This is a genomic window from Pseudomonas sp. S150, assembly GCF_004526365.1.
GTDB classification, from domain to species: Bacteria; Pseudomonadota; Gammaproteobacteria; order Pseudomonadales; family Pseudomonadaceae; genus Aquipseudomonas; species Aquipseudomonas putida_A.
In genome coordinates this window covers 2,884,690-2,909,324 of sequence record NZ_CP038207.1, presented here as the reverse complement: position 1 = coordinate 2,909,324, position 24,635 = coordinate 2,884,690, and the positions used below count along the sequence as shown (strand labels likewise).

21 protein-coding genes and 2 pseudogenes are annotated in these 24,635 nt (G+C 62.4%); 11 read left to right on the top strand and 12 right to left on the bottom strand.

Features of this window, described 5'->3' with window-relative positions; genetic code table 11:
- The first annotated feature begins 10 nt into the window (after positions 1-10).
- The 3 genes from E3Z29_RS13295 to E3Z29_RS13285 all read left to right on the top strand — a co-directional run bounded on the left by E3Z29_RS13295 (position 11) and on the right by E3Z29_RS13285 (position 4,520).
- Positions 11-1,618 carry a carboxyl transferase domain-containing protein gene (locus E3Z29_RS13295; RefSeq protein WP_134785980.1) on the top strand — a complete coding sequence of 536 codons (1,608 nt, stop codon included), beginning with the start codon at positions 11-13 and terminating at the stop codon, positions 1,616-1,618.
- 137 nt (positions 1,619-1,755) lie between these two features.
- Positions 1,756-2,571, top strand: coding sequence for a gamma-carboxygeranoyl-CoA hydratase (locus tag E3Z29_RS13290; protein WP_098968120.1), 816 nt, complete (start codon positions 1,756-1,758; stop codon positions 2,569-2,571).
- Positions 2,571-4,520, top strand: a complete 1,950-nt coding sequence (locus tag E3Z29_RS13285) for an acetyl/propionyl/methylcrotonyl-CoA carboxylase subunit alpha (protein ID WP_134785979.1) — start codon at positions 2,571-2,573, stop codon at positions 4,518-4,520. The genes E3Z29_RS13290 and E3Z29_RS13285 overlap by 1 nt, the downstream gene beginning before the upstream one ends.
- Before the next feature lie 39 nt (positions 4,521-4,559).
- Here the strand turns inward: E3Z29_RS13285 and E3Z29_RS13280 are convergent, their stop codons facing one another.
- Positions 4,560-5,219, bottom strand: coding sequence for a LexA family transcriptional regulator (locus E3Z29_RS13280; protein ID WP_027614618.1), 660 nt, complete (start codon positions 5,217-5,219; stop codon positions 4,560-4,562).
- A gap of 131 nt (positions 5,220-5,350) precedes the next feature.
- On the opposite strand from E3Z29_RS13280, the gene E3Z29_RS13275 reads away from it, so the two are divergent.
- Complete coding sequence (locus tag E3Z29_RS13275; RefSeq protein ID WP_027614617.1) at positions 5,351-5,689, top strand: DUF6124 family protein; 339 nt, start codon at positions 5,351-5,353, stop codon at positions 5,687-5,689.
- Between the two features lie 219 nt (positions 5,690-5,908).
- Here the strand turns inward: E3Z29_RS13275 and E3Z29_RS29395 are convergent, their stop codons facing one another.
- The gene (locus tag E3Z29_RS29395; RefSeq protein ID WP_158556651.1) at positions 5,909-6,073 is read right to left on the bottom strand and encodes a hypothetical protein; all 165 of its coding nucleotides are present in this window, start codon (positions 6,071-6,073) and stop codon (positions 5,909-5,911) included.
- Positions 6,074-6,169: 96 nt separating this feature from the next.
- Here E3Z29_RS29395 and E3Z29_RS13270 point away from each other — a divergent pair, with 96 nt between their 5' ends.
- Positions 6,170-7,321 carry a M14-type cytosolic carboxypeptidase gene (locus tag E3Z29_RS13270; protein ID WP_134785978.1) on the top strand — a complete coding sequence of 384 codons (1,152 nt, stop codon included), beginning with the start codon at positions 6,170-6,172 and terminating at the stop codon, positions 7,319-7,321.
- 149 nt (positions 7,322-7,470) lie between these two features.
- Positions 7,471-8,670, top strand: coding sequence for an MFS transporter (locus E3Z29_RS13265; RefSeq protein WP_134785977.1), 1,200 nt, complete (start codon positions 7,471-7,473; stop codon positions 8,668-8,670).
- Here E3Z29_RS13265 and E3Z29_RS13260 read toward each other — a convergent pair.
- Together E3Z29_RS13260 and E3Z29_RS13255 are read right to left on the bottom strand one after the other, a co-directional pair.
- Positions 8,667-9,212 carry a cytochrome b gene (locus E3Z29_RS13260; RefSeq protein ID WP_134785976.1) on the bottom strand — a complete coding sequence of 182 codons (546 nt, stop codon included), beginning with the start codon at positions 9,210-9,212 and terminating at the stop codon, positions 8,667-8,669. The genes E3Z29_RS13265 and E3Z29_RS13260 overlap by 4 nt on opposite strands.
- A pseudogene (locus E3Z29_RS13255) lies at positions 9,209-10,306 on the bottom strand (catalase family peroxidase). Before E3Z29_RS13255 ends, E3Z29_RS13260 begins: the two are co-directional and overlap by 4 nt.
- Before the next feature lie 157 nt (positions 10,307-10,463).
- Between E3Z29_RS13255 and E3Z29_RS13250 the strand changes: the two are divergent.
- Both E3Z29_RS13250 and E3Z29_RS13245 read left to right on the top strand, forming a co-directional pair.
- Complete coding sequence (locus tag E3Z29_RS13250) at positions 10,464-10,970, top strand: RNA polymerase sigma factor (RefSeq protein WP_134785975.1); 507 nt, start codon at positions 10,464-10,466, stop codon at positions 10,968-10,970.
- Entirely contained in the window at positions 10,967-11,722 is a 756-nt protein-coding gene (locus E3Z29_RS13245) for an anti-sigma factor (protein WP_134785974.1), read from the top strand. The genes E3Z29_RS13250 and E3Z29_RS13245 overlap by 4 nt, the downstream gene beginning before the upstream one ends.
- Before the next feature lie 124 nt (positions 11,723-11,846).
- Here the strand turns inward: E3Z29_RS13245 and E3Z29_RS13235 are convergent.
- The 7 genes and pseudogenes from E3Z29_RS13235 to E3Z29_RS13205 all read right to left on the bottom strand — a co-directional run bounded on the left by E3Z29_RS13235 (position 11,847) and on the right by E3Z29_RS13205 (position 18,448).
- Positions 11,847-12,823, bottom strand: a pseudogene (locus E3Z29_RS13235) (spore coat protein U domain-containing protein).
- On the bottom strand, positions 12,820-15,177 hold the full coding sequence (locus tag E3Z29_RS13230; RefSeq protein WP_134785973.1) for a fimbria/pilus outer membrane usher protein: 2,358 nt from the start codon (positions 15,175-15,177) through the stop codon (positions 12,820-12,822). Before E3Z29_RS13230 ends, E3Z29_RS13235 begins: the two are co-directional and overlap by 4 nt.
- Before the next feature lie 244 nt (positions 15,178-15,421).
- Positions 15,422-16,210 (bottom strand): molecular chaperone, encoded by a 789-nt coding sequence (locus tag E3Z29_RS13225; RefSeq protein WP_134785972.1) that lies wholly within the window; start codon positions 16,208-16,210, stop codon positions 15,422-15,424.
- Between the two features lie 34 nt (positions 16,211-16,244).
- The gene (locus tag E3Z29_RS13220) at positions 16,245-16,745 is read right to left on the bottom strand and encodes a spore coat U domain-containing protein (RefSeq protein ID WP_134785971.1); all 501 of its coding nucleotides are present in this window, start codon (positions 16,743-16,745) and stop codon (positions 16,245-16,247) included.
- A 4-nt stretch (positions 16,746-16,749) separates the two neighbouring features.
- Positions 16,750-17,286, bottom strand: a complete 537-nt coding sequence (locus E3Z29_RS13215) for a spore coat U domain-containing protein (protein ID WP_027614606.1) — start codon at positions 17,284-17,286, stop codon at positions 16,750-16,752.
- A 20-nt stretch (positions 17,287-17,306) separates the two neighbouring features.
- On the bottom strand, positions 17,307-17,840 hold the full coding sequence (locus E3Z29_RS13210; protein ID WP_096795681.1) for a spore coat U domain-containing protein: 534 nt from the start codon (positions 17,838-17,840) through the stop codon (positions 17,307-17,309).
- Between the two features lie 104 nt (positions 17,841-17,944).
- The gene (locus E3Z29_RS13205; RefSeq protein ID WP_167734198.1) at positions 17,945-18,448 is read right to left on the bottom strand and encodes a spore coat U domain-containing protein; all 504 of its coding nucleotides are present in this window, start codon (positions 18,446-18,448) and stop codon (positions 17,945-17,947) included.
- A 305-nt stretch (positions 18,449-18,753) separates the two neighbouring features.
- Between E3Z29_RS13205 and zapE the strand changes: the two genes are divergently transcribed.
- Complete coding sequence (gene zapE / locus E3Z29_RS13200) at positions 18,754-19,875, top strand: cell division protein ZapE (RefSeq protein ID WP_098968108.1); 1,122 nt, start codon at positions 18,754-18,756, stop codon at positions 19,873-19,875.
- 202 nt (positions 19,876-20,077) lie between these two features.
- Complete coding sequence (locus E3Z29_RS13195) at positions 20,078-21,391, top strand: protein kinase (protein WP_134785970.1); 1,314 nt, start codon at positions 20,078-20,080, stop codon at positions 21,389-21,391.
- A 124-nt stretch (positions 21,392-21,515) separates the two neighbouring features.
- On the opposite strand, the gene E3Z29_RS13185 is transcribed toward E3Z29_RS13195, so the two are convergent.
- Positions 21,516-22,220, bottom strand: a complete 705-nt coding sequence (locus tag E3Z29_RS13185) for a YebC/PmpR family DNA-binding transcriptional regulator (protein WP_027614601.1) — start codon at positions 22,218-22,220, stop codon at positions 21,516-21,518.
- A 219-nt stretch (positions 22,221-22,439) separates the two neighbouring features.
- On the opposite strand from E3Z29_RS13185, the gene E3Z29_RS13180 reads away from it, so the two are divergent.
- Positions 22,440-23,825, top strand: coding sequence for a type VI secretion system Vgr family protein (locus E3Z29_RS13180; protein ID WP_134785969.1), 1,386 nt, complete (start codon positions 22,440-22,442; stop codon positions 23,823-23,825).
- Positions 23,826-24,635: the final 810 nt, after the last annotated feature.

Sequence of the window (24,635 nt, the reverse complement as noted above, 5' to 3'; positions counted from 1 at the left end):
GGAGCTGCACATGGCTATCCTGCATACCCAGCTCAACCCCCGCTCAGCGGAGTTCGCCGCCAACAGCGCGGCGATGCTTGAACAGGTCGACGCGCTGCACACCCTGCTCGCCCAAGTGGCGCAGGGCGGCGGCGCGAAAGCCCAGGAACGTCACACCTCGCGGGGCAAGTTGCTGCCGCGCGAACGCATCAACCGCCTGCTCGATCCGGGCTCGCCGTTTCTCGAGATCAGCCAGCTCGCCGCCCACGCCGTGTACGGCGAAGACGTGCCAGCCGCCGGGGTGATTGCCGGGATCGGCCGGGTCGAAGGCGTCGAGTGCATGATCGTCGCCAACGACGCGACGGTGAAAGGTGGCTCGTACTACCCGCTGACCGTGAAAAAACACCTGCGCGCGCAGACCATCGCCCAGCAGAACCGCCTGCCGTGCATCTATCTGGTGGACTCGGGCGGCGCCAATCTGCCGCGTCAGGACGAGGTGTTCCCGGATCGCGAGCACTTTGGCCGGATCTTCTTCAACCAGGCCAACATGAGCGCGATGGGCATTCCGCAGATCGCCGTGGTCATGGGCTCCTGCACCGCAGGCGGTGCCTATGTGCCGGCGATGGCGGACGAAGCAATCATGGTGCGCAATCAGGCGACGATCTTCCTCGCCGGCCCACCGCTGGTGAAAGCCGCGACCGGTGAAGTGGTCAGCGCAGAAGACCTCGGCGGTGCCGACGTGCACTGCAAGATTTCCGGCGTGGCCGACCATTACGCCGAGAGCGACGAACACGCCCTCGCCCTCGCCCGCCGCAGCGTCGCCAACCTCAACTGGCGCAAGCTCGGCGAAGTGCAGCAGCGCACGCCGATTGCGCCGCTGTACGCCAGCGACGAGTTATATGGCGTGGTTTCGGCCGACGCCAAACAGCCATTCGACGTGCGCGAAGTGATTGCGCGGCTGGTCGACGGTTCGGTGTTCGATGAATTCAAGGCGCTGTTCGGCACCACGCTGGTCTGCGGTTTTGCGCACCTGCATGGCTACCCGATCGCGATCCTCGCCAACAACGGCATCCTCTTCGCCGAAGCCGCGCAAAAAGGCGCGCACTTCATCGAGCTGGCCTGCCAGCGCGGCATTCCGCTGCTGTTCCTGCAGAACATCACCGGGTTCATGGTCGGCCAGAAATACGAGGCCGGCGGCATCGCCAAGCACGGCGCGAAACTGGTGACCGCCGTGGCCTGCGCCAAAGTGCCGAAATTCACCGTGATCATCGGCGGTAGCTTCGGCGCCGGTAACTACGGCATGTGCGGGCGCGCTTACGATCCGCGTTTCCTGTGGATGTGGCCGAATGCGCGCATCGGCGTGATGGGCGCAGAGCAGGCTGCGGGCGTGTTGGTGCAAGTCAAGCGCGAGCAGGCCGAACGCAGCGGCCAGACCTTCAGCGCCGCGCAGGAAGCCGAGATCAAGCAACCGATCCTCGACCAGTACGAAGAGCAGGGTCACCCCTACTACTCCAGCGCACGCCTGTGGGACGACGGCGTCATCGACCCGGCGCAGACCCGCGATGTGCTGGCCCTGGCCTTGTCCGCGTCGTTGAACGCGCCTATCGAACCGAGCCGCTTCGGCGTGTTCCGGATGTGATGCTTTTTTGTGGGAGCGGGCTTGCTCGCGAAAGCGGGCTTGCTCGCGAAAGCGGTGTATCAGTCGACGTATCCGCAACTGACAGACCGTCTTCGCGAGCAAGCCCGCTCCCACAGAAACCGTGGAGACGGAAGAATATGAGCGACTTCAACACCCTCGAACTGCACAACGACCCACGGGGTTTCGCCACCCTGTGGCTCAACCGTGCGGAAAAGAACAACGCGTTCAACGCCGAAATGATCCGCGAACTGATCCTCGCACTGGACAAGGTTGCCAGCGACGCCAGCCTGCGTTTCCTGTTGGTGCGCGGGCGTGGCAAGCATTTCAGCGCCGGCGCCGATCTGGCGTGGATGCAGCAATCGGCCGAGCTCGATTATCACACCAATCTGGACGATGCCCGCGAACTGGCGGAGCTGATGTACAACCTCGCCAAGCTGAAAATCCCGACCGTGGCCGTGGTGCAGGGCGCGGCGTTCGGCGGCGCGCTGGGGCTGATCAGTTGCTGCGACATGGCGATTGGCGCCGATGACGCGCAATTCTGTCTGTCGGAAGTGCGCATCGGCCTGGCACCGGCGGTGATCAGTCCGTTCGTGGTGCAGGCCATCGGCGAACGTGCCGCGCGTCGTTATGCGCTGACTGCCGAGCGCTTCGGCGGGCAGCGTGCGCGAGAAATCGGTTTGTTGTCCGACAGCTACCCGGCCGCCGAGCTTGATCAAGCCGTCGAGCAATGGATCGACAACCTGCTGCTCAACAGTCCGGCCGCGATGCGCGCCAGCAAGGATCTGTTGCGCGAAGTCGGTAACGGCGCGCTGACCCCGGCGCTGCGCCGCTACACCGAAAACGCCATCGCGCGCATCCGCGTCAGCCCTGAAGGCCAGGAAGGCTTGCGCGCCTTTCTGCAAAAACGTGCGCCAAGCTGGCAAGCCGCAACCACCACTAAGGAGCCGCGTTGATGAGCGCACCTGTTCTCACCACCCTGCTGGTGGCCAACCGTGGCGAAATCGCTTGCCGGGTCATGCGTACCGCCAAGGCGCTGGGCCTGACCACCGTCGCCGTGCACAGTGCCACCGACCGCGAAGCGCGGCACAGCCGGGAGGCGGATATCCGCGTTGATCTCGGGGGCAGCAAAGCCGCCGACAGCTATCTGCAAATCGACAAACTGATCGCAGCGGCCAAGGCCAGCGGCGCGCAGGCGATTCACCCGGGTTACGGTTTCCTGTCGGAGAATGCCGGCTTCGCCCGTGCCATTGAACAGGCCGGGCTGATTTTCCTCGGCCCGCCCGCTTCGGCCATCGACGCGATGGGCAGCAAATCCGCAGCCAAGGCGCTGATGGAAACCGCCGGTGTGCCGCTGGTGCCGGGCTATCACGGCGAGGCGCAGGATCTCGAAACCTTCCGCGATGCCTGCGCACGCATTGGCTATCCGGTGCTGCTCAAGGCCACGGCCGGTGGCGGCGGCAAAGGTATGAAAGTGGTTGAGGACGTCAGCCAACTGGCCGAAGCGCTGGCCTCGGCGCAGCGTGAGGCGCAGTCGTCGTTCGGCGATTCGCGGATGCTGGTGGAGAAATACCTGCTCAAACCACGCCATGTGGAAATTCAGGTGTTCGCCGATCAGCATGGCAACTGCCTGTACCTCAACGAGCGTGATTGCTCGATCCAGCGCCGGCACCAGAAGGTCGTCGAAGAAGCCCCGGCCCCGGGCCTGACCCCGGAACTGCGCCGCGCCATGGGCGAAGCGGCCGTGCGTTCGGCGCAGGCGATCGGTTACGTCGGTGCCGGCACCGTCGAGTTTCTGCTCGATGCGCGTGGCGAATTCTTCTTCATGGAGATGAACACGCGCTTGCAGGTCGAGCACCCGGTCACCGAAGCGATCACTGGCCTCGATCTGGTGGCGTGGCAGATTCTTGTGGCGCGCGGTGAAGCGCTGCCGATCACCCAGGATCAGGTGCCGCTCAATGGCCATGCGATTGAAGTGCGCCTGTATGCCGAAGATCCGTCGAATGATTTCCTTCCGGCTACCGGTCGCCTGGATTTGTACCGTGAATCGGCAGGAGGACCTGGGCGTCGGGTGGACAGCGGGGTTGCAGAAGGCGATGAAATTTCGCCGTTCTACGACCCGATGCTCGGTAAGCTGATCGCCTGGGGCGAGGATCGCGAACAGGCGCGCCTACGGCTGTTGAGCATGCTTGATGAGTTCGCGATTGGCGGCTTGAAGACCAACATCAACTTCCTGCGGCGGATCATCGCGCATCCCGCGTTTGCCGCCGCGGAGCTGGATACCGGGTTTATTCCGCGTTATCAGGAAACGCTGCTGCCCGCTCCGGGTGAGCTGAGCGATGAGTTCTGGCAGACCGCAGCACAGGCTTTCGCGCAGAGTTTGCCGGGTACTGTTCGGGCGGATGATCCGGAGTCGCCGTGGGCCTTGAACAGTGGTTTGCGCGCCGGTCTGCCGGCAGAAGTCACTTTGCATTTGAGCTGCGAGGGCCAGGATCGGGCGCTGACGCTGAATAGCTCAGGCAACGCCACACTGTCCGGTGAAGCACTGGTGGTCGAGCACGATGGCGTACGCCGTGTCCTGCGGGCAATTCGCCAGGGCGATTCGCTGTACCTGCAATGGGACGGCGAGTTGCGGCGCATTCAGGCGTATGACCCGATCAGCGCCGTCGACGCCAGCCACAGCCATCAGGGCGGTCTGACTGCGCCCATGAACGGCAGCATCGTGCGGGTGTTGGTGGAGGCCGGGCAATCGGTCGAGGCCGGTGCGCAACTGGTGGTGCTGGAGGCGATGAAGATGGAGCACAGCATTCGCGCGCCCCATGCGGGAGTGATCAAAGCGCTGTATTGCCAGGAAGGCGAAATGGTCGGCGAAGGCAGCGCTTTGGTGGAACTGGAAGCCGAGTAAATGGGAGATCGATCCTACGCCGAGCGAGGATCGATCGGACTAGAAACGCGCCGTGGCCTGAACCACCACGCCGATGATTCGACACTCATCGGTGAACAGGGCTTTGGGCCAGGTCGGATTGAGCGGTACCAGATAACGCTGGCCGCCCTCTTCGTCGAGCTTGCGAAAGATCGCTTCATCGCAGCCCTGCCACTGGGCGATCACCAGTTTGCCGGGCAGCGCCTCCACCTCCGGGTCCACCAGGATCAGCATGCCTTCGGCGATGCTCTGACCTGAAGGTGCGGTCATCGAATTTCCCGTCACGGTCAGCCAGAACGCTGCGCCACGGGCGTGATAATCCGTCAGTTCGAAGCGCTGCTTGTCATGTGACGGGGCGTAAGCGGCGGTTGCACTCTCACGCGATTCGCACGGCGTGTGCCAATCGCTGACCGGATAGCGGAAATACGGGTTGTACTTCTGCGCCAGCGGCATCTCGTCATCGTCGGTCTCCTGCGGCTCGCGAATCACCAGCACCACTTCCAGGAAGTCCATCCCCAGCGCCTGCAATACGCGGTTCATTTCCGTAATACCCGGCTCGCGACGTTTGTTCAGCCAATGGCCGATCCCGCCCTGGGACATGCCGACGCGCTCTCCGAGCTCTGTTTGAGTGATTTTGAGTTCACTCATTTTGGCCTTGACCAACTCAATCCATTTATCCATGTGCGGCACCTTACTTGCCCCGCCTTCGGCCGGCAAAACACATATTGTAGTATTTAAATTCTGGTCACAACTACGCATCGTACTATGCTGGAAGCACGGACTTTCAATCGAACAAGGAGTGACCCTTCACCATGAATATCAGCAGCAAAGACTTGCCCGATCTGCAAATGGACACCACGTTCACCTCCCCTCAAGGCAATGCAGCAGCGCAGCGAGCACTGGACTATTACTTGAAACCAGCTGTTTCAGAACCCGAGGTCGAGGAGCGATTTTTCAATGTGAAACGCCATCTCAGCGGCGAAGAGGCCCTCGTGCACGCGTCGGATCTGTTGCGCTGCGCAGCCGCCACCGCCTTCAAGGCAGCCGAAAACCTGCAGGGCGCGAGCCGCGACCTGGCATTTTCGGTGGTGCATATGGTGGATATGGCGCGAGCGATGGTCGACCATTCAATTGATGGCGAACAGCTCTGACGAACATGGGAAGCGGACGGACAGGAAAGAATTTTCCGATCGCGCAGATAAAAACATTTGACTTGCAAATGATAATGATTATTATTGCAAGCAGCTGGTCGCGAGATCAGTCGATGGACCAGAGACCTTAGGTCGGTCTTCTGGACTATCTCCTCATCAGGCTAATCACGGTTTTTGACCCGGCTTTTTGCCGGGTCTTTTTTTGCCCGTTTTTCGGGCTTATGGCTTCAGGCTAATGAAGTCTTTGGGTGCTGCAAATTCGATGGCGCGGATAATATCAAAAGAATATCGCTTGGCAAGCAAAGCCCGGCCCGATTGGGGCAAACTAATGACAATTAGCACTTGAGAATCAATCGCACACTCTCTAAGCTGCTTGCGCGTCATGGAAGACGCCCCCCACGCAACCCGCAATTTCCCTCGGTTTCAGCCCTGTCTTGCGTGTAAAGTAGCCGCCATAAAAATCATATTCAGGAACCGATTATGACCGTGGCCAAATCTTCGTTCGACATCAGCGCCAACTTCGACAGCGGCAACATCCAAGTCATCGACATCTCCAACCCGCTCAACCCGGTTCTGGCCATTCGCCCGGATACCCGCAGCGCGCATTTTCAGTGGTTCCACTTCAAGGCCAGCGGCCTGCATGTTCATCAGGAACACTGGTTTCGCCTGGTCAACGCCAGTCAATCCTCTTACAACAAGGCCTGGACTGGCTATCAGGCTGTTGCGTCCTACGACCATGTGAATTGGTTTCGTATTCCTACCAGTTTCGAAGGCGACAGCCTGCGCTTCTGCCTCGAAGCCGAGCAGACCCACGCCTGGTTCGCCTACTTCGAACCCTACAGCCGAGGTCGTCACGACTGGCTGATCGAGCAAGCGCTGAGCAAGGCCGGCACCGAGTTGCTGGCTACCGGCAAAAGCGTCGAAGGTCGTGACATTCAACTGCTGCGCAAGGGCAGGGGCGCCGAAGGCCAGCGCAAAATCTGGATCATCGCGCAACAGCACCCGGGTGAGCACATGGCCGAATGGTTCATGGAGGGTGTGATCGAACGCCTGGAACGCCACGACGACCCGGTGTTGAACAAGCTGCTGGCCAGCGCGGATCTGTATCTGGTGCCGAACATGAACCCGGACGGCGCCTTCCACGGCCATCTGCGTACCAACGCCATGGGCCAGGACCTGAACCGCGCCTGGCAGAGCGCCAGTCAGGAAGTCAGCCCCGAGGTACTTTTCGTACAGCAGCAGATGGAAAAGTACGGCGTCGATCTGTTCCTCGACGTACACGGTGATGAAGAAATTCCCCACGTGTTCACCGCCGGTTGTGAAGGCAACCCGGGTTACACGCCGCGCATCGAGAAGCTCGAAGAGCATTTCCGCACGCACCTCAAGCACACCACCAAAGACTTCCAGACCAAATACGGCTACACCCGCGACGAACCGGGCCAGGCCAACATGACCTTGGCCTGCAACGCGGTCGGGCAGCAATACGACTGCCTGGCGCTGACCCTGGAAATGCCGTTCAAGGATCACGACGACCATCCGGACAAAAAAACGGGCTGGTCGGGCAAGCGCTCGAAACAGTTGGGCAAGGACGTGCTGACCACCATCGCAGACATGGTCGACACTCTGCGTTGATCCCTCCCCCGCTCCACCCAAAGATCGCAGCTGTGGCTGCGATCTTTTTTTTGCGCAATAAAATGCCACCTCCAATCAGGTTGCAAATTAAAACCAAACTATCTACTTTGATTCTGGTTTTAATTTAAAACCCAAAAAGGAATCAGGGCATGCAATCTCAACCCCTCAAAAGCAGTGTGGTGCTGCTGTTCGCCATTGCCTGTGGACTGGCGGTGGGCAACGTGTATTACGCGCAGCCGCTGCTGGACGCCATGGCCGATGCCTTCGCCATGTCACCGGCAACCATCGGCATCGTCATTACCCTGACGCAGATCGGCTATGGCATCGGTCTGGTATTGCTGGTGCCACTCGGCGACCTGCTCAACCGACGGCGACTGATCGTCACCCAGACCCTGCTCTCGGCCGCCACACTGTTGATGATCGCGCTGGCGCCCAACAGTGTGTGGTTGCTGCTCGGCATGACGCTGACCGGTTTGCTCGCCGTGGTGACGCAAGTGCTGGTGGCGTACGCCGCGACATTAGCCGTCCCGGCGCAACGCGGTCGGGTGGTCGGCGTCGTCACCAGCGGCATCGTCGTCGGCATTCTGCTCGCGCGCACCATTGCCGGGGCCATGGCTGATCTGGCCGGTTGGCGGGCGATCTATCTGCTGTCGGCGGGGCTGACGCTGCTGATGGCGCTGCTGCTGTTGCGCGTATTGCCCAAGGATGAAGTCTCGCAGCCGGCGAGCCGTTACGGCGCGCTGATCGCTTCGGTGTTCAGTCTGTTCCGGCAAGAGCCGGTGCTGCGCCAACGGGCAATCCTCGCGTTGCTGACCTTCGCCAGCGCCATGGTGCTGTGGACGCCGATGGTGCTGCCGCTGGCCGCCCCGCCACTGTCGCTGTCGCACAGTGAAATCGGCCTGTTCGGGTTGGCCGGCGCCGCCGGTGCACTTGCCGCCGCGCGCGCCGGGCATCTGGCTGATCGCGGCCTGGGCCAATGGGTCAGCGGTCTGTCGCTGCTGCTGATGCTCGCCTCGTGGCTGCCGATCGCCCTCACCCAGTCCTCGCTGTGGGCGCTGTTGCTCGGCGTGATCACCCTCGATCTGGGCTTGCAGGCCGTGCACGTCACCAGCCAGAGCATGATCTACAGCGTGCGCCCTGAAGCGCAAAGCCGCCTCACCGCCGGCTACATGCTGTTCTATTCGATCGGCAGTGCATTGGGTTCGATTACCTCGACGGCGATGTACGCCTGGGCCGGCTGGACCGGCGTGTGTCTGCTTGGCGCCGTTATCAACGCATTGGCGCTGGGTTATTGGTGGCTGACCCTGAGAAGTGGCGCACCGCAGCGGTGCGCCACACAAGCGGGTTAATCGCGATCGCGACCGCGCAACATGCTGTCGAGCACCTCGTCGCGGCGCACCCAACCATGGAACAGCGCCGCTGCCAGGTGCAACAGCACGGTGAGGAACAACAGGTACGCCAGATAGCCATGCGCCTTGCGCAGCAGGGCAAACACTTGCGCATCGGCCGGCAGGATCGACGGCAACTGCAAGGTATTGCTGAGCATCACCGGCTCCCCGGACGCACTGATCATCGCCCAACCGAGCAGCGGCAGCACCAGCATCAACGCGTACAACAACACATGCGAAGCCTTGGCCGCCATCACCTGCCAGCACGGCAGATCGGCCGGCAGCGGCGGCTGTCGAGTGGAAAACCGCACCAACAGACGCACGACCACCAGCAGCAGAATCGCAATCCCCAGCGGTTTGTGCAGATGAATCAGCCATTCATGCCGCTGTGAAACCGAAGTGACCATGCCGGCGCCAATGAACAACATGGCGATGATCATCAGCGCCATCAGCCAGTGCAGCAGCCGCGCCAACAGCGCGAAATGAGTCGGTTGCGTGCTCATGGGCGAGCCTCCTGTCTGGCGGCGGGCAATTGGCTGACTTCACTGGTTCGCCGTAGATAGGAATCGGCGTAACCGGCGGAACGCGCCGCGAGCAGCGGGTCGTCGGAGCCTTCGATCCCGGCTGGCAGCACCAGCGGATCGTAGTTGATGTCGCGGCATTCGCCGCTGAGCTGCGGCTGAGTCTTCTCCAGCACCAGCGTGCCGGCGTTGATCACCTTGCGGCCCTCGGGCCAGGTTTTACTGGCATCGTTCACCGGATCACCCGGGGTTGGCCAGGGTGATATTCAGCTGCCAGCGCAACGGCCCCTCGGCCAGACGCTGCACCAGATCCTTCTCGAGAAAATCCGCACCCTCCGGCGCCGAGGCTCCGGCGGCATCGCGCGCCAATGGCGTGACACTCCAGCGCACCGCCTGCTTCTGCCCGCTGGCGTTGACCAGATAGAACGCATTGATGCTGTTGTAGGTTTCAGTGGCATAGCTGGCCGACGGTTTGGCGGTCTTCACCCACGTCAGAAACGGCACGGCTTCCGGGTGCGCGGCGAAGAATGCCGGCACTTTCGACGGATCCGGTTTACCCGTGTGGCCGGGTCCGGCGACTGCGCCTGCTGCAATTGATAGAACGCCTCTGGAGTGCCGACCGGGAACACCGGCATGCTGTTCATCCCGGTGCGCCATTGCTGACCGTTGGCCTGGGTGAAACGCAGCGCCAGGCTGCGGATCGGCACGCTGCTGTCCGGGGCGTAGGGATTCCCCGCCGGCAATGCGAAACGCCCGACCACCGGGGTTTGCGCCTCGTTGAACACCTGCGCCGAAGAAAACGCCCGCGCCTCGCCACTGCTCTCGAAATGCCCGATCACGCACACGCCCTTGGCGTGGTTACGCCGAAACCCGGGATGCACGCCGTTGTTTTTCTCCAGCACATCGACCAGCGCCTTGGGCGTCAGACGTTGTGGGTCAAGGTTACCGTGCACGTAGGCAAACGCCCCGGCCACTGCGGCAACCACCACGGCAATCGCCGTCAGGCGCAACACTGTGCTCGCGGCACTCAAGGGCGGGCGCGACGGCCTGCCCGGCGGTGAAGTGCGATCAACCATGAATAACTCCAGGGCCATCGGCCACAAGTAGGAAGAATCAGCAAGACGCGCCCCAGCGGGATTTATTCCATGGCCCGGTATTTATTTTTCCGAACGTGGAATAACCTCGAACGGCAGACGTCTCCCTAGTCCACAGCGTAGTGACTAGCAGAAATTCATGAGCGAATTCGACGAACAGTTGAGAGAAATCATTCCCAGATTGCGCCGCTTTGCCGTGTCATTGACCCGCAACAGCAGTAGCGCCGACGATCTGGTGCAGGCCAGCCTCGAGCGGGCCCTGTCCGGCTGGGGTGCGAAACGCGCCGAGGGTGATGTGCGCGCGTGGCTGTTCGCGATTCTCTATCGGCAATTTCTCGACGCCCATCGGCGCTCGCGTCGTTATGCGCGGATGCTCGAATTCTTCACCGGTCGCGACGACGCCGAACCCTCGGTCGAGCGCACCGTGATCGCCCAATCGACCCTGCAAGCCTTCGATCGCCTGCCCACCGAACAACGCGCGCTGTTGCTGATGGTCTCGGTCGAAGGCCTGAGCTACAAGGAAGTCGCCGAAATCCTCGACATCCCCACAGGCACGGTGATGTCGCGCCTGTGCCGCGCCCGCCAAGCCTTGCGCCAACTCAGCGACGGCGAAATCAGCAGCCCTTCTTTGCGGATACTCAAATGATCAGCATGCCCCCCAGCGAGCGCGACCTGCACGCGTACGTCGATCACCAACTCAACGAAGCCGACCGGCGTCTGGTCGACACCTGGCTGGCCACTCTCCCGGAAGCCGCCGCGCAGGTGCGCGCCTGGCAGCACGACGCCCAGTTGTTGCGCGCAGCCCTGGGCGGTGCCTTGCAGCAACCGGCCAATCCGGAGCTCGACCCCGCGCTGATTCGCCAGCGCCTCAAGCGTCATTCGCGGCGCCACCTGGTCAGCGCGGCGGTGCTGCTGATCGCGGTCGGCATCGGCGGTTTCAGTGGCTGGCAGGCGCGGGAAATGACCCTCGTGCGCTCTTCCACGCTACCCATGACCGATGCCTTGCAAGCCTATCGTTTGATCGCCCAGCAAGGGATATTACCGGCGGACTACAAGGTCGACACTGACGGCGACATGCAGCATTGGCTCGACCGTTATTTCACCCAGGCCAGTCGCTTGCCGGATCTGAAATCCGCCGGTTTCGAACCGGTCAGTGGCCGCCTGCTCAGCACCGATGAAGGCCCGGCGGCGATGGTGGTGTATGAGGATCGCAGCGGCCACAAGGTCAGTTTCTATGTGCGACCACCGGGACCTGAAAACACCTTCCTGCCACGCGGCAGTCGCAGCGACGGCGATCTGCAGGCCGATTACTGGTCCGGTGGCGGGTACAACTATGCGATGGTCAGCCCGACGGATTCGCCGGCGGTGCAGCAATTGAGGCAGTCACTGCCATTGTGAAAACTGCGCCAATCCCCCTGTGGGAGCGGGCTTGCTCGCGAAAGCGCTAGATCAGCCACCATCATTGTTGAATGACACACCGTATTCGCGAGCAAGCCCGCTCCCACAGGGGTCATCGTATGAGTCAGAACCCTACGTCGAGCACCACATTGTCCAGGTAAGTCCCCGCCGGCGGTGTGGTCTGATCGGTGTAGATCTTCGCGTTGTAGTTGAAGATCTGACTTCCGGTGCCCAGCCCATTCCCCGGATTCACCTCGGCATCGGTGCTCGACCGGCGTGCGCTGCCGACACTGCCCCACCGGGTGGTGCCAGCGCTTTTGAAGATATCGTAGGCCAGATAATTACTTCCGGAAATCATCCGCCGCCGACCGCCGACACTGACCGGGTTCTGTCCGTCGCTCAAACCGACGGTGTAAGCACTGCCCTTGGTGCAGGCCAGATTGATGGTCTGCCCGGTCACCGGGGTAAAGGCACTGATTACCGGTGCACTGCCAAAGGCAATGTTCGGCGCAGTAATCGTGCAGTCGTTGGACACGGTCAGGTTCACCGTCAACGTCGCGGTACCGCTATTGATGTCGCGCCCCAGACAAACACTGCCGATACCGATCCCGGAGCAGTAATTCCAGTTCCAGAAAATGCTCAGGGTTTCCGTATAAACCCACCCCGGCGGCGACGTTACTGCCAATGGTCGTGCCCAAGTACAGCGGCACGGTTTTCGGGGTGGTGCCGTTGAGCAGCCCCAAAGCATCGATGATGCCGTTGCGGGCGAAGTCGAAGGCGGTGCCACGGGTGACCGGGTAGCTGGTGCTGTTTGTTGGCGTAGATCGTGTAGCCGATGACGTCACCGGTCGGCCCGAGCAAGCCGCTCTGGGTCGAGGTAATGGTGGCGTAGAAATGGTCGTTGCTGGTCAGCAATGACAACAGCGAACCGGTACAACTCAACCCGGCATTGAGCGTGGAACTGGGCTGCGTCGTGGTGCGCACGGCAATCGAACTGATCGAACCGAACGCCGCCGGCGTGGTGCTGACCACCGAACACAAGGCCTGCGCCATCCCCGGCAGCAGCAACGCCAGACACAGGCAAATCCGCGCCGCGCTCATTGGCACACCAACGGGCCGATCAGCGGCACCTGGCTTTGCCGCATATCCACTTCGAATTGCGTCTTGCAGGTTTTGCCGTCGGCCAGCGTCACCTGCAACGAGTTCTGCGCCTGCAGGTTTTCCAAATAGACCAGCCCGTCCCAGCCGACCACCGTGCGCGCCCCACTCTGCTCGTGCAGCACGCCGGCGCCCAATGGCAGTTCGCGTTGCTGCGCATCTACCAGCACGATGCTCGCGGCGATCACCCGGGTCAGAGGAAACTCCAGCAAATAGCCGCTGCCACGGCGCACGGCGATGCGTTGTTCGACGTTGGGGCTGCGCACGTTGGCCGGCAGATTCAGCGGATCGATTTCGTATTTGCCGCGGTAGTACGCGCTGCTCCACGGCACCAGCAAGTGGCCGTTTTTATCGGTCTGACCGACCTGCTGGTTTTCGTAGCGCACCGGAATATCGGCGAAACCCTCGGTGCTGACCACCACAAACGCGTCGTCGATGCGATTGGCGGCGAACACCTGGCGGTCCATCCACACCAGCGAGCCACTGGCATCGGCCCAACGGGTCTCGGCGTCGGACGTGCCGTAGACACCGGCCTGCAACTGCACCGATTGCAGACGCCAGGTCACATCAGCCTGACGATAATCGGGGCCATCACCCTTGGCGTAACCCAGATTGAAACCCTCCCCGCCCTCGGTCGGCACCGAGCGGCTGTAATTGACCCGCTGCTGACTCTGCCCGGTCTTACTGCGCTCGCTACTGATCGCCAGGCTGCCGCGCAGATCGAACGGGATCACCAGTTGCGCCTGCACTGCCCAGTTGCTGTCGCCGATCTCGCGGTTGGCCGACAGATAGAAGCTGCTGTTGCGCCATAGCGGTTTGCTCCAGCTCAGGTTGAGCAGACGCGTGCGCGAATCGTCCGCCGCGCGCACATCGAAATAACCGGCACCGAGGCTGCCCCAGCGCTCGAGGTTGACGCTCAGGGTCGCTTGCTCGCTGCGCCGGCTGAGGCTGATGTAAGGGCTGTCGATCACGCTGAGGTCGGCGTACTGATCGCGGCGTTGCAGGCGCTGCCAGGAAAAACTGTAGCGCTGGCTGCTGTACTGATAACCGAGACTCACCTGCTCGCCGCCGTCGCCGTCGAATCGGCTCTGACTGATGGCGCTGTTGAGTACGCCGAAATTGCCCAGACGCCAATTGCCGCCGATCCCGCCGAGGGTCAGCGAGTCAGCCGCTTCGGCGTGGCTTTCCAGGGTGAAGCTGTCGCTGACACCGTAGCGCAGGCTGCCGGAGGTCATGCCAGGGCCATAGCTGAAGTCCTTCAAACCGTAATCGCGGCGCAACGTACCGGCCGCCACCGAGAAATCACTCAGGCCTTTTTGCAGCAGACTGCTGGTGACATAGAACGGCACCGTGGTCGACACCTGCCGCCCCAGCGCATCGGTGGTCACCACCACGGCCTCACCGGCGCCGTTGATGAAAGGAATGTTGGTCAGGGTATACGGACCCGGTTGCAGGTCGGTGCTGCTCGACTTGTAGCCGTTGATGAACAGATCCACCGACGACGGCACAGCGGCCTCACCGGCGAACTGCGGCAACGGATAGGTGACCAGATCCGGACGCACGGCAAAGTCCCGCGAGAACTGCACACCGCCCAGACGCACCGAGTTGCTCCACGGCAAGGCGTCGCTGATCACGTCCCCGCCCTCGTAGGTGAGCATTCGCTCGTCGTCGGAGTAACGCCAGGTGGTGTCGTAGCGCAGGTAGCCGTTGCCCAGTGTGCTGACCGAATCGCCGGACAAGGTACGCCGGTACTGCCCGGTGTTGGACAACGTGCCCCAGCTATCGAACAGCCGCACCTCGTTCCACGCCGCCAGATAAGTGCCGGCATCGTCGGTGTCGTTGAGGTACAGGTCATAGTTGAACAACGCGCCGAAACTGCTCAGCGCCGGGGTGCGCGGATAGTTCTCGCGATTACCGATGAACTGATCCGGCAGCCACTGCGGTGGCACCACCAGCAGCAGGCGCTGGCCGACACTGTCGTATTCGCTGTGCAGTCCAGGCAGGCCGTCGAGATCAACTTCAGCACCAGGATTGCCCGGCAGTTTCATCCCGGTTTCAGCCAATACGCTGGCCGGCAAAAACAGATGCCCGTCACGTTGCTGCACCGCCACCACCCGCCCGGTGTTCATCTGATTGACCACCAACTCCAGAAACAACTGTGCATCACTCACGGCCTCCATGCCGCTGGGCGGTGGCGGCAGTTCGCCGGCCTGGGATGGTTGCACGAACATCAGGCACCACGCGCCGGTCATGAGCCACAACGGACGCTGAATACGACGAGCCCATCCCGGGCTCATACACGCTTTACGTCCGTCAATGGACTCGATCCTCCTGATGCCACTCTTGCCAAAGCCAGATATCTTTCTGTGGAATTTTGACGACACGATGCATTCATTGTGGCGAGGGAGCTTGCTCCCGCTCGGCGGCGCAGCCGTCGTCAGAACTGTTTAAGCGAACTGCCTGACATGGCTTGGGGCTGCTTCGCAACCCAGCGGGAGCAAGCTCCCTCGCCACAAAAGTCCACTCGGCATGGCTCCCTTTTCAGCGTCCCGGCGCAATGCTCTGCACCTGGACCCCGCCATTGACTCGCACTCGCAACGCCGACTCACTCGCCAACGCTCCAGGTGCCGGCCAGCGCATCACCGCGCCAGGCAGCACATAACCCAGCAACCCCTCGGCTAATGGCTTGCTCTGTCCACCCTCTTTGATCGCCACGTCGGTCAGCCGCGCATGCACAGCGCCCTGATTGCGCACTTCGATATACGGTCGACCGTCCACCGCCACCGTGCGCCAGCTCAGCTGCGGCACACCGATACCTTTGGGGTCACGCGGGCGGGTGCTGTCTTCCTTGCTCCACAGCCCCGCGCCGTAGGCAAACAAGGGCACCGAATAGCGCATCTGAAAGCGGATCGCGGCCGCGGTCTTGCCGCCCTCGGCAGCCGGCGGCTGGGCGGAAGGGATTTCGTCGATGATGATCCGGTAGGCCAGTTCCTGCCCCGGCGGCACATCCTTGGTCCGGGTCAGGCGCACCAGTTGTTTTTGCCCCGGTTCGATCTTCGCCACCGGTGGGCTGCCGATCACGTCGCGCTGGTTCTGGTATTGCTCCTCAAAGCCGCTCTGGCTCCAGCCGAACACACGGATCTGCAGGTTGGCGGTTTCCGTGCCACGGTTTTCCAGCCACAACGCACTGGCCTGTTGATCGGCTTCCAGCACCGGATCGATCGGCCAGATCAACACCGAACTGGCGGCCTGCGCATGGCCGGCCCCGAGCATGACCAGTGCCAGCAACGCGCCCTGCAACAACGAATGCCCAGACGTAACTGCCCCCATGAACCTGCTCCTTGTCGGCCATTCAAATTTCGCTTTACCACGACAGCTGCACCTGCAACACGTCGCTGTACGTCCCCCCGGGCTGATTGCCCGGCAATTGCACCTGACCGTAAATCGGCAGGCTGATGTTGTTCGCATCGCTATAGGCCACCGCCACGCTCTGGCCGATGCCCAGGCTCTGGCTGTAAGCCGCATCGCGGAACAGCGCATACGCCACCCGCGCACTGCCGCTGTTGATCTGCATGTGGCGACCGCTGCTGTTGTACTGGCCGCCATCGACCGTCATGTTCACTGCCACCCCCGGCGTGCATTGCAACTGCACGCCGCCGGTCAATGCCACTTGCACCGTGCCGGTCGCGAGGGCCGAACTCGAACCGAAATTCAGTCCGCCGTAATTCGACACCCCGCCGACTACCAGACACCCCGGCGTGATGGTCGCGCTGACCTGAAAGCTCTGGCTGGTCGCCGCCCCCAGCGGCAGCGGCACACTGCCCGCACAGAGCAGGAGCAGCGCGGCACAGCCTTGGCGGCGCATGGCATCAGAACGTCAGTTCAACAGCGACGGTGTCGGTGTAAGTCCCTGCCGGCAGCCCGGCCTTGCCCACCGCCTGACCGTAGATATTCACCGTCTGCGCCACGCCAGTGCTGGTCGCCAGATTGATCGTGCCGTCGATCGGCAGCAGCTGCGAATGCCCGGCATCGGTGTAGAAGTCGTACGGCACGTAGTTGGCGACACCGTCATACAACGCACGAGCGCCGCCCGGCGACTGTCCGTCGTGAGCACCGGCGCGCACTTTGACCACCGGGGTCGTGCCGCTGGAGCAGAGAATCGACAGCGCCCCGCCGCCACCGCCCAGTACCTGCCCGCTGGCGGTGGTGAACAGGCTGTTGGCGGTGCCGAAGTTCAAGGCACCGAAGTTCAGCCCGGTGGAGCCGCCGGCACCGTTGACCTGACAGCTGCTGATCAGGGTCAGGCTGGCGGTGATCTGGCCGGTGACCGTGGTGGCGGCGTGGGCACTGGAAACCAGCGTCAGGCCGAGCAACGACAAACCTATCCTTGATGCAAACTTGCGCATGGTGTCCGTCCTCTACGGGGTTACCAGTCGAGCGTCACCGTCAGCGTGTCGGTGTAGACACCTGCCGGAACCGCGCGGGTATTCGCCACCACCGTGCCAAACACCGGAATCGGTATCTGCGCACCGCTGGTGACAGCGAAATTGTGTTGTTGGCCAATGCTGTAGCGCTGGCTGCCGGAGGCATCCAGAAAGAGTTGATAAGGCAGGGTCTGGCGCCCGTTGCTCAGGCGGCGGGTGGTGCCGTCACCGTGGCTGCCGCCGTCGATGGTGACGGTGAAACCGGTGACCGAGGGATTGCAGGCGACGTTCAGCTTGCCGCTGCTGTCGCCGTCGAGACTGGCCTTGATCGGCGCGTTCCAGGTCGGCCCCTGCTGACCGAAATCGAGGGTGCCCAGATTGCTCACCGGGATCGCCGGGGTGGCGCTGTTGGTGACTTCGCACCCGGCGATCAGGATCAGCCGCGCATTGATCTGCCCACTGATCGCCGCCTGTGCGTCGTCAGCGAGCAACAGCAACGTACCCGTGGCGATAACCATCCAGTGCTTGCCTGTCATTGCGTCCGTCCTACTCCTTCAGGATGCCTGCGTACCTTGCGTTCAGCATTGAACGCCCCTTCCCTGCGCAACCCGCCTCCAGCGGATTGCCTGAAATCCTGCACTCACCAGGTCACGGTGACTTTCACCAGATCCGAATAGCGGCTGACCTGCGGCACCTGCGCCAGACGCTCGATCCGCGCGTACAGCGGCAGCTCCACCGTGCCGGTGTCCGGCACCCGGCCGCTGACTGGCACGTTCACCACCAGCGGCACCCGGCGCGCCGCGTCCTGATACAGCCGATATGGAATCGGCTGGCTCCCCGCCGCCCCCGCCATGTAGCGAACCTCGCCAACGCCACCATGCAGGCCACCGTCGACCCGCAGTTGATACGGCGTGTCAGGGTTGCATTCCAGACGTGGCAACCGTTGGTTGGTCAGCGCCGCACCCAGTGGCCCGGCCGGGTCGTCGAGACGCGCAATACTGCCGAAATCCAGCACGCCCAATTGTTCGATACCCGCCTCGCGCTGCTGGCCGATCAACTGGCAGCCACGCTGCACGTCAACGCGGACTTCGACCTGAAGATCCGCCGCATGCACCGAGGCCCCAAGCACCCCGAGCAGGCCCATCACCACACGTACAATCACTGTCCCATTCCTTGTGAGGGAACATCCTGGATGACGTTACTGTGTTTCAGGGTAGCAACGGACGACGAATCCGCCAGTCGATTGGATCCATGGATCTGCCGGGATATGTTTCGAAAGTTTGGCAACACGGCGAATTACATCGCTGAAAATAGCTGTACGCCCCGCACAAATCTGTTCAGTGATCGCCCACTGTCGACGAGCCGCGATGGAAGCCGGGCGCAGCCTCTGGTTACACTACGGCGCCGCGCTCCCGGGCGCGGGTCTGATGAACACGGAGTGACTGCACTGTGCCCTCTCGAGCGCCCAAACGATCGCCACTGACCCTGCGCTGGTCGGCGCTGCGCCGCTGGTTCGCCAAGGGCCGGCCCGCGCATGCCGGGCATGACGCGAATGCCCAGTCGATCCGCGACTATTTCCGGCACAAGGCCCATAGTCAGGGTTACACCCTCAGCCACAGCCAACAGCGGGTGATCGATTGCATGGCGCAGCAGGCCAGCCTGTTGTTCGGCGCCAAGCCGCAAATGCCGCCGAGCCTGTACCTGCATGGCGCGGTCGGACGCGGCAAGAGCTGGCTGCTCGACGGTTTTTTCCAGGCACTGCCGACCGCGCAGAAACAGCGCGTGCATTTCCATGAATTCTTTGCCCGGTTGCATCAGGGCATGTTTAACCATCGCGAACAGGACGACGCTCTCGGCGTCGCCCTCGACGAGCTGTTAGCCGATTGCCAGGTACTGTGTTTCGACGAATTTCATGTGCATGACATCGGCGATGCGATGCTCATCACCCGCCTGTTCAAGGCCTTGTTCCAGCGCGGGATTCTGCTGCTGGTGACTTCCAACTATCCGCCGGAAGGCTTGCTGCCCAACCCGCTCTATCATGCGCGCTTCAAACCGGTGATCGAATTGATCAACGCCCGAATGCAAGTGATGGAGGTCGGCGGCCCGCACGATTACCGCAGCCAGGCGAGCAACCATGCGCATCAGGTTTTCACGCAGGGCCACTATGTGTGGCCAGCCACCGCAACCCAGCGCCAGGCGCTGAACCTGCCGCCCGAAGGTGCCCCGGCCATTGCGTTGCCGGTGGGCAGCCGACACGTTCAGGCGCGCCTGTGCGATGGCAGCCGGGTCGCTTTCACCTTCAGCGACGTGTGCGAGCAACCGACAGCGGTGATGGATTATCTGGAGCTGTGTCGGCGTTTCGACCAGTGGATCATCGACGACCTGCCGGAACTCGGTGAGTGCTCGATCGCCGCACAACAGCGCTTCATCAACCTGATCGACGTGCTCTACGACCAGGACAAGCACCTGACCCTGCTCAGCCGCTTGCCACTGCGCGAGGCCCTTGGCGGCAATGCCATCGATCTGGCGCGCACCCGCAGTCGCCTGGGGCAGTTGCAGGAAACCCACTGATCCCTCGGATCCCCTGTGGGAGCGGGCTTGCTCGCGAAAGCGGAGTGTCAGTGACGAATCACTGACTGACAGGACGCCTTCGCGAGCAAGCTCGCTCCCACAGTGGATCAGAGTGTTCTTCAGTGCAAATCCCGGCTTTGCCGTTATCATGTCGCCCATTCCGAGCGCCCGGCGCTTCTTTCCTTTGATAGTGAACATCCCCATGCACACCCTTGCTCAATTGCGCGCCGGCGAGTTGTCGGGCATTACCCGGCTGGATCTGTCTTGCGGCCTGACCGAGTTCCCCCGGGAGATTTTCGAACTGGCCGATACGCTGGAGGTGCTCAATCTCAGCGGCAACGCCTTGAGCAGTCTGCCCGACGACCTGCATCGCCTGACCAGGATGCGCATTCTGTTCTGCTCGGACAACCGCTTCACCGAGGTGCCGGAGTGCGTCGGAAAATGTGCGGCGCTGACGATGATCGGCTTCAAGGCCAACCGCATCAGCCACGTGCCGGGCGCAGCACTGCCGCCGCTGCTGCGCTGGTTGATCCTGACCGACAACTGCATCGAAAGCCTGCCCGTCGAACTGGGTGAGCGCCCCCACCTGCAAAAACTGCTGCTGGCCGGTAATCGCCTGCAAGCGCTGCCCGCTTCAATGAGCCAGTGCCATCGCCTGGAGCTGATCCGCATCGCCGCCAACCAGATGCGTGAACTGCCGCAGTGGCTGCTGACCCTGCCGAGCCTGACCTGGCTGGCGTATGCCGGCAATCCGCTGGAAACCGAAGCCGATGCCACCGCGCTGGAAGCCACGCCGCTGATCGACTGGTCGGCGCTGCGTCTGGAACAGCGCCTGGGCGAAGGCGCCTCGGGGGTGATTTCCCGGGCGCAGTGGCAGCGCGCCGACGGCTCGCAGGTGCCGGTCGCGGTGAAGCTCTATAAAGGTGAAATGACCAGCGACGGTTCGCCGCTGCACGAAATGAATGCCTGCATTACCGCCGGCCTGCACCCGAACCTGATCCGCGTGGAAGGCCGTATTCACGGGCATCCCGATGGCCAACAGGGGCTGGTGATGCAACTGATCGACCCAAGCTTTCGCAACCTGGCGGCATTGCCGAGCCTGGCGAGCTGCTCGCGGGATGTGTATGCCGAGGACTGCCGCTTCAGTGCCGAAGTGGCGCTGAACATTGCCAAGGGCATCGCTTCGGCGGCCGAGCACTTGCATCAACAGGGCATCACCCACGGCGACCTCTACGGCCACAACATTCTGCTGAACGATCAGGGCGATTGCTTGCTCGGGGATTTCGGCGCGGCGTCGTTCCATGCCACCACCGACAACCTGGAAACCCGGGCACTGCAACGCATCGAAGTGCGGGCGTTCGGGGTTCTGCTCGGGGAATTGCTGGCGCGCGTCGACTCGGGGTTGAGCGATGAACAGCGCGAGGTGCTGGAGGCGCTGGAACAGCGTTGCTGTCAGCCGGACGTGCTGGCGCGGCCGGGGTTTGGCGAAGTGATTGAGATGCTGGAAACGCTGTAACTGACGCAAATCCTGTGGCGAGGGAGCTTGCTCCCGCTGGACGGCAAAGCCGTCCCAAAAACAACGACTGCCGCGCAGCCGAGCGGGAGCAAGCTCCCTCGCCACAGTTTATCTTTGCAGCAAATCAGCCCGCCAGACCGACAAACATGTCCTGCACGTCGTCGTGGTTGTCGAGGCCTTCGAGGAACGCTTCAACTTCAGCCATCTGCTCGGCGCTCAGGCCGCTGACCGGGTTCTTCGGCTGGTAGCCGAGTTTGGCCGACAGCACCGTGAAGCCTTGCTCAGGCAGGGCTTTCTGCACGGCGTCGAGGTCGGTCGGATCGGTCAGGAACAGGGTCGCGCCCTCTTCGCCCGGCTCGAAGTCCTGGGCTCCGGCCTCGATCGCGGCCATTTCCGGATCGGCGTCCGGGGTGTCCGGCGACGCTTCGATCATGCCGACGTGGTTGAAGTCCCAGGCCACCGAACCGGAAGCGCCCAGTTGACCCTTGCGGAACGCCACGCGGATTTCCGCGACGGTGCGGTTGATGTTGTCGGTGACGCACTCGACGATCAACGGAACCTGATGCGGCGCGAAACCTTCGTACGTCACGCGGTGGTACTGCACGGTTTCGCCCAGCAGGCCGGCGCCTTTCTTGATGGCGCGGTCCAGGGTTTCCTTGGGCATCGAAGCTTTCTTGGCCTGCTCGACCACCAGACGCAGGTGTGCGTTGGTGGCGGTATCGGCACCGTTGCGGGCAGCGATGGTGATTTCTTTCACCAGTTTGCCGAAGATCTTGCCCTTGGCGTTGGCTGCCGCTTCTTTGTGTTTAACCTTCCACTGTGCGCCCATTACTCACTCTCTTGATCTGTGGCGCCGAGACATCTATTGGCCGACGCGTGGCGCCAAGTTTATACGGCCTAAAGTCGGCAATCGACCAAAAAAATCATTGTTGAATCGACATCGTCACCACGACTTGTAGGGCGATTCTGAAAAGCCCACCAGCCATGACCATTCGTGCTCGCGTTTTCGTACCCTCTGCCGTCCGTATTGCCCACAGAGCCCGTACGAATGCTCAATGATAAGGAAAGCCCGTTCACCCTGACCCTGATCGACGGCCCGCTGTGCCTGCCGGTCTTGCGTTTCAGTGGCAAGGAAGCACTCAATCAGCCGTTTCGCTTCGAGATTGAAATGATCGGTCTGGCACCGGCGTTGCCCCCAGGCAGTCTGCTGCGCCAACCGGCGTTCCTGCGCCTGGGCGCCGATCACGGGATCCACGGTCTGATCCACAGCGTCAGTTGCGAGCATCGCGCCAGCCACCGCATCGGCTACCGGCTGATCCTCGTCCCGCTGCTGCTGAGTCTGGACCAGCCGCCCCGGCGCCGGGTCTTCGTGCAAACGAGCGTGCCGACGATCCTCGCGCAATTGCTCGGCGAGCATGAGTTGCCGGCGGACAGTTACCGGATCGAAATGAGCGTCGGCCAATACCCGCCGCGGCCCTTTTGCATCCAGTACGAAGAAAGTGACCTGGCCTTCGTGCAACGGCTGTGTGAGGAGGAAGGCATCCACTATCACTTCGAGCATCACCCGAACGGGCATGTGCTGGTGTTTGCCGATGACAACCTCAGCCTGCCGCAGGAACCGTTGCCGGTGCCGTTTGGCATCACCGACGACACACCATCACCGCGCGTCAGCACGCTGTTTCAGCGCCATGACGCGCCACCGGTGATGGCTGCGCACGGCATTCGCAACCGCGGGCAGGAGGCCATCGCCACCGACGCGGCCAACCATCCCTTGCCCGCACTCGCACCGCAGAACCTGTCGGGCGAACAGCGTCACGCCGAACAACGCAGCCGTCGCCATCTGCAGCGCCAGCGCTGTCAGTCGCGCTCGATCCGGGGCAACTGCGATTGCAGCGCGTTGCGCAGCGGGCATCTGTTACAGATCAGCGAGCATCCGATCAATACCTTCAATGAACAATGGCTGATCACCGAACTGCATCACCAGGGCCAGCACCCCTCGATCCTCGACCCGACCACTGATGTGCATCGCTATCGAAACGACTTCACTGCCCTGCCCTGGTCAAGCGATTTTCGCCCGCCATTGGCACAGCCGCGCCCGAACATCGGCGGCTACCATCTGGCACAAGTGCTGGGATCGCCCGGCCAGCCCGCGCAACTGGATGATCGCGGGCGCATCGGCGTCAACCTCTGGCCGGCGCAGACAACTGAGTCTGCATGCCTGTGGCTGCCAATCGCACTGACCGGCGCCGGCCGGCTCGCCACCCACCAGTTGCCCCGCGCCGGCAGTGAGGTGTGGGTCAGCTTCCTCGACAGCGACCCGGATCGACCGATTCTGTGCCTCGCCAACCCACGCCCTGCGCCACCGAGTGAAACACCACCACCGCGCGACAGCAGCCTGTTGCTCGATTGGCTGCTGCACGGTGCCGATCCCTAAGCGCCGCAGACATTGGCATTGAGTACACCTGGAAGAAACTGGGTGGTTGTGAGGTCGCTATCGCTGGCAAGCCAGCTCCCACAGTTGGATTGGGTGTGGGCTGTTGGAGGTGGGTCGGCTCGCAGGCCGCCTTCGCGAGCAAGCCCGCTCCCACAGTGGATTGGGTGTGAGCTGTTGGAGATTGGTCGGCTGGGAGATTGCTATCGCTGGCAAGCCAGCTCTCACAGTTGGATTGGGTGCGGGCTGTTGGAGCTGGGTCGGCTGGGAGGCCGCCTTCGCGAGCAAGCTCGCTCCCACAGTGGATTGGGTGTGGGTTGTTGGAGATTGGTCGGCTGGGAGATTGCTATCGCTGGCAAGCCAGCTCTCACAGTTGGATTGGGTGTGGGCTGTTGGAGGTGGGTCGGCTCGCAGGCCGCCTTCGCGAGCAAGCCCGCTCCCACAGTGGATTGGGTGTGGGCTGTTGGAGATTGGTCGGCTGGGAGATTGCTATCGCTGGCAAGCCAGCTCTCACAGTTGGATTGGGTGCGGGCAGTTGGAGGCTGGTCGGCTCGTAGGCCGCCTTCGCTGGCAGGCCAGCTCCCACAGGGAGCTAAAGCCAAGCGCATGCTTTTCACCACTCAAATGGCCGAGTGTGAGCTCGCCGAAAGCTCTTGATCTTGCCGTGCCGGCCCCATCGGCAGGCTGAGTGGAGGGGTTTATCCGGGGGTGGGAGCGCAGCGACCGTTCGACGAAGTCGAACACATCGAGAGGAGGTGCAGCGAAGCAAACCGGAGGCGCTGCCCCCCGGATGAACCCCGGAGCGAAGGAACC